We start from the raw sequence: 3909 nt of genomic DNA, 5'->3' as shown, positions 1-3909 counted from the left end.
CGCTCCCCAGGCTCTCGCCCGCCGGCTCACCGCCGCTTCTTACAACCTCTGCCGCAGCCGCAAAACAGCCCTCTGCCAGCAGCAGCCCGGCCAGCCGGGGCCGATCCGCCGCCATTTGCGGCAGATGAGCCTCCAGCCAGCCGGCAAGCTCATGGCTGCGTCCTGCACATTTTATCGTTCGCACCAGACGCGCCAGGAGGGCGAACGGCTCCGGCTGGAGCTGGGCTGTCCGGGTATAGCAGACTATGGCCTCTTCAGTCTCTCCGGTTTCCTGGCACAGCTGTCCCAGTGCGGCATAGGTGAGATAAGTGCCCATCCCGGATTCCGTGTGGTAGCCGGGCGGTGATATGCCGATGACCAGCGCCTGCCGGAAGGCCCCTCTGGCCGCCGCATAAGCTCCGGCCTGCAGCAGGAGAACCCCCCTGATATGGTGAAGGTCCGGATAATCGGGAAAAAGCGCGCAGCCGGTATTGCATGCATCCAGTGCGCCAGCCGGGTCCCCGGACATGATTCGGCAGCGGATTTCATATTTATACAGCAGGTGGGTGAAGCTGGTATCCGGCTCCGCCTCTGCCAGCGATAGCTGCAGATGCTGCAGCGCCTGAGTGTAATCACCAAGCCGCATATATTCAACTGCAGTATTGAACTGGTGAAAAGCGTCCCGCGGGTTCAGCTTCAGCTGCTCCTTGAGCAGGCTGAGATTGCGGCTGATTTTATCCTTCTTGGCTACCACCCCGTCAGCATAGCCATAATGGTGAATGATCACCGTACTAAGGTGCATAGCTGCATCCGGAGCTGCTTCAACAATTGCAGCAGCGACCTGCTCATGAATCGTTCCCTTGAACCGGTATTGCGGGCGGCTGCGGAACATCCGCAGAATCGGATTGACGGTAATGACCGGAGAGGCATGCTCAGTCCCTTTATGATTATGAATCCGAACAAAAAAAGCTTCATACTCCACGTGCTCTGCACACAGCAGCAGCTCCCCCCTGCTCTCCGCATCCAGCTCCTCATCGGCATCGAGCACGAGAATCCACGTCCCGCGTGCCTTCTCCAGACCGGCGTTACGTGCGGCTGCGAAGTCTCCGGTCCAGGGAAAAGAGATAACTGCCGCACCAAAGCTGCGGGCAATTGTAATCGTGTCATCCGTAGAGCCCGTATCGACAATAATCAGTTCATCTGCGGCTCCGCGTACACTGGTAAGACACCGTGCCAGGTTGTCGGCTTCATTCTTAACGATCATGCAAAGAGAGATCAGCGGCTTTCGCTGCGGCTTATTCATGGCTGTACACCCCCCTGACGTTTGCGCCTGCTCCACACCGTATGCCAGGGCGTACGGTTCAGCAGAAGGAGGGTGTTTTGGATCGCAGCGAGATCCTCAAGTATCGGACCATGCTCATAATCTCCGCCGAAGCCTGTCACGGCTTTGTTCAGATCCGCTGCGGCCAGCTGCAGATAACAGACTGCCAAGCCGGTACGTGCAGCATCCTCCTGTCCGTATTGCCCGAGCGCCTGCTGAAACCATCCGGCTGCCTCTTGATAGTGCCCTTTATCATAGAGCATCTCCCCGATATAAAAAGCAACCGGCTTCACCGCCTGCTCATCACCTGCCAGCTTAATGAACCGTTCTCCCGCTTCCGGCACACGGCCTGCCTTATACAGGGCAGCCGCCAGCTCCGCATGATGCCGTACGGACAATCCTGCCAGCGAATCTGCCAGCGGATAAAGCTCCAGCTGAACAGCCAGAGGAATCAGCTCCATTAAAAGCATGGCTAACGCAGTGTTATCGAGTGTGTCATCCGCATGCCCCTCAGCAGTCTCTTTCGCAGAGGCCCCCGCACCTCCGGCCAGCCTCTGATTAAGCGTATACCAGCTGCTGTGCTGCTCCTCCGGCATCCCGGCCAGCTGCTCTTCCTGCAGAGCAGAGCCTTGTGACCATATGCAAAGGGCTTCAAGCACACGCAGCTCCTGCAGCAATCCGGTGAATGTGATCTCTGTACCCAGCAGATCCCGTCCTTCCCGGATCAGAGACATTGCTGTATCCGGGTTACCCGTAATGATCCAGGCGCGGATCATTTGCAGTAACGTACCGTTCTCCGGCGGAACAAGCCCGTGAGGCAGCCCGCACACAGCCTCATAGGCATCTGCTGCGCAGAGTGCATTAATGATGGCTGCCCTTCCGGCAGGCTGATCCGCCGGGACGAGCTGCTGCAGTAAGGCTGCTATGCTGTGATCAGGCACGTCCAGTGACTGAAAAGAGTTGACGATACCCAGCAGCGCCGGTGCATATAACGGCAAAGATTGCAGCGAACGGTGGAACAGCCTTGCGGCCTCATCCGGTCTGCCGAGCTTACGGGAGATTTCCCCCATACGATGCAGCGGGCGGAAGGTGGTGATACCGTGCTCACTGACGTATTTGGTGTGATAATCAAGGTTTTCTGCAAGGGCAGCAGCGCGTTCATAGGACTGAAAAGCACGCTCTAGCAGACCTTGACCCTCCAAGGACTGGCCCTGCAGGTAATGTAGATCGGGGTAATCGCTGTAACGATCAAGCTCTTTGGCCAGCAGTGCATCTATAGAGCTCATTTTTGCGGCGGACAGATAGATTTTGCCTAGATCACGGATCATGGCCGGACGGTACGGGGCGGGCAGCGGTGCCCGGCTCAAGGTATGGCGCAGCAGCTCCTCCGCCTCCTGCAACTGGCCTTTCTGACAGCAGGCGACGGCCAGATTGTAGCTGTAAAAATCATTCTCCGGCTGCTCTGCGACTGCGGCGCGCAGCAGCTTTTCATTGCGTTCGGCTTTATTTTTGCGGGACATGATCTCAGGCAGATAGCCTGTATGAACCAGTTGAATGCTGCTGTGCCGGATCGCGGAAATGCCGTGTCTGCTGATAATGGCCTGGTCGATGCCCTCATGGATTTTTCCGGAATACCAGTAGTCCTGTCCACCGCGGAATAGACGGACCGCTGTATGATACAGGCGCTCTTCTGTCCGGTGTCCCAGTATGTTTTCTATCGTGACAGTAAAAGCCTCGGCTGTTGTGCCCCGCAGGATCTGCCGGATTTTTGTGAGCGGAGTGTTCAATATCTCATCGGCATCCAGGACCAGAATCCAGCCGGTTGCGGCATGGCGGAGTCCGCTGTTGCGGGCTCTGGAGAAATCATCCTCCCAATTGTACTGCAGTACCCTGGCTCCGTATGCTTCCGCAACCGCTATTGAATCATCCTCGGAGCCTGTATCAACAACTATAATCTCATCGGCTCCGGCTACGCTTTTGAGGCAAGCGGGCAGAAGTCCGGCTTCATTTCGGATAATCAGATGAACTCCAATGGTGGGTTCGGTCATGAAATTTCCTCCTTGGCAGGTACATTATCTCCTGCAGCAATCAGCCGGCATTGTCCGGCATATGTAGCTGTAACTGCGCTAACGGGTCGCCAGCGGAAGAAAAGAGTACATGGAACTCCATGCACTCTTTGCCTCTACAGGATATGACGGACGACTTGTTTACGTTCCCTGGGCATCAAAAATGACATTAATCGTCGAAGCTGCCCCCGGTGTCGCTGATTGATACGAAAGACGGGTGTATTTCAGGAAGCGCGCCGGCACAATGACATCTACCGAACCGGCAGGAAGCGGATTATCTCCGGTGGTATCGACAAAGTAATTCGTTCCATCCGCGCTGATCTCAACGCGTGTATTCACCGGATTGGCGCCGTTATTCAGGATGAAATAGGAGTAGGTGCCCAGTACACTTGTTGTATTCGCCGGCAGCGGAGTATAGGCATCTGCGGTAGGGATCGCCAGTGTTGCCTGCTCGATAAAGCTGCGCTGTGAGATAGAAGTTACGCTGCTTAGTGTACCGGCAGTGATCGTAGCACCGAGCACACTGGTAATCGTCCCATCCAA

At 56.3% G+C, this 3909-nt stretch carries 3 protein-coding genes; all 3 read right to left on the bottom strand.

Features of this window, described 5'->3' with window-relative positions:
* Positions 1 to 1282, bottom strand: a 1282-nt coding sequence (locus BN3772_RS30135; protein ID WP_157643679.1) for a tetratricopeptide repeat-containing glycosyltransferase family 2 protein, incomplete at its 3' end; no start/stop codon positions are given.
* The gene (locus tag BN3772_RS30130; protein ID WP_042204475.1) at positions 1279 to 3348 is read right to left on the bottom strand and encodes a glycosyltransferase; all 2070 of its coding nucleotides are present in this window, start codon (positions 3346 to 3348) and stop codon (positions 1279 to 1281) included. The genes BN3772_RS30135 and BN3772_RS30130, both read right to left, overlap by 4 nt.
* Before the next feature lie 159 nt (positions 3349 to 3507).
* The coding region (locus BN3772_RS30125) for a DUF6385 domain-containing protein (RefSeq protein WP_042204473.1) at positions 3508 to 3909 on the bottom strand (402 nt) is incomplete at its 5' end.

This window comes from Paenibacillus camerounensis, assembly GCF_000723885.1.
In the GTDB taxonomy this organism is placed as follows: domain Bacteria; phylum Bacillota; class Bacilli; order Paenibacillales; family Paenibacillaceae; genus Paenibacillus_AQ; species Paenibacillus_AQ camerounensis.
This window is presented reverse-complemented; position numbering and strand designations above follow the sequence as displayed.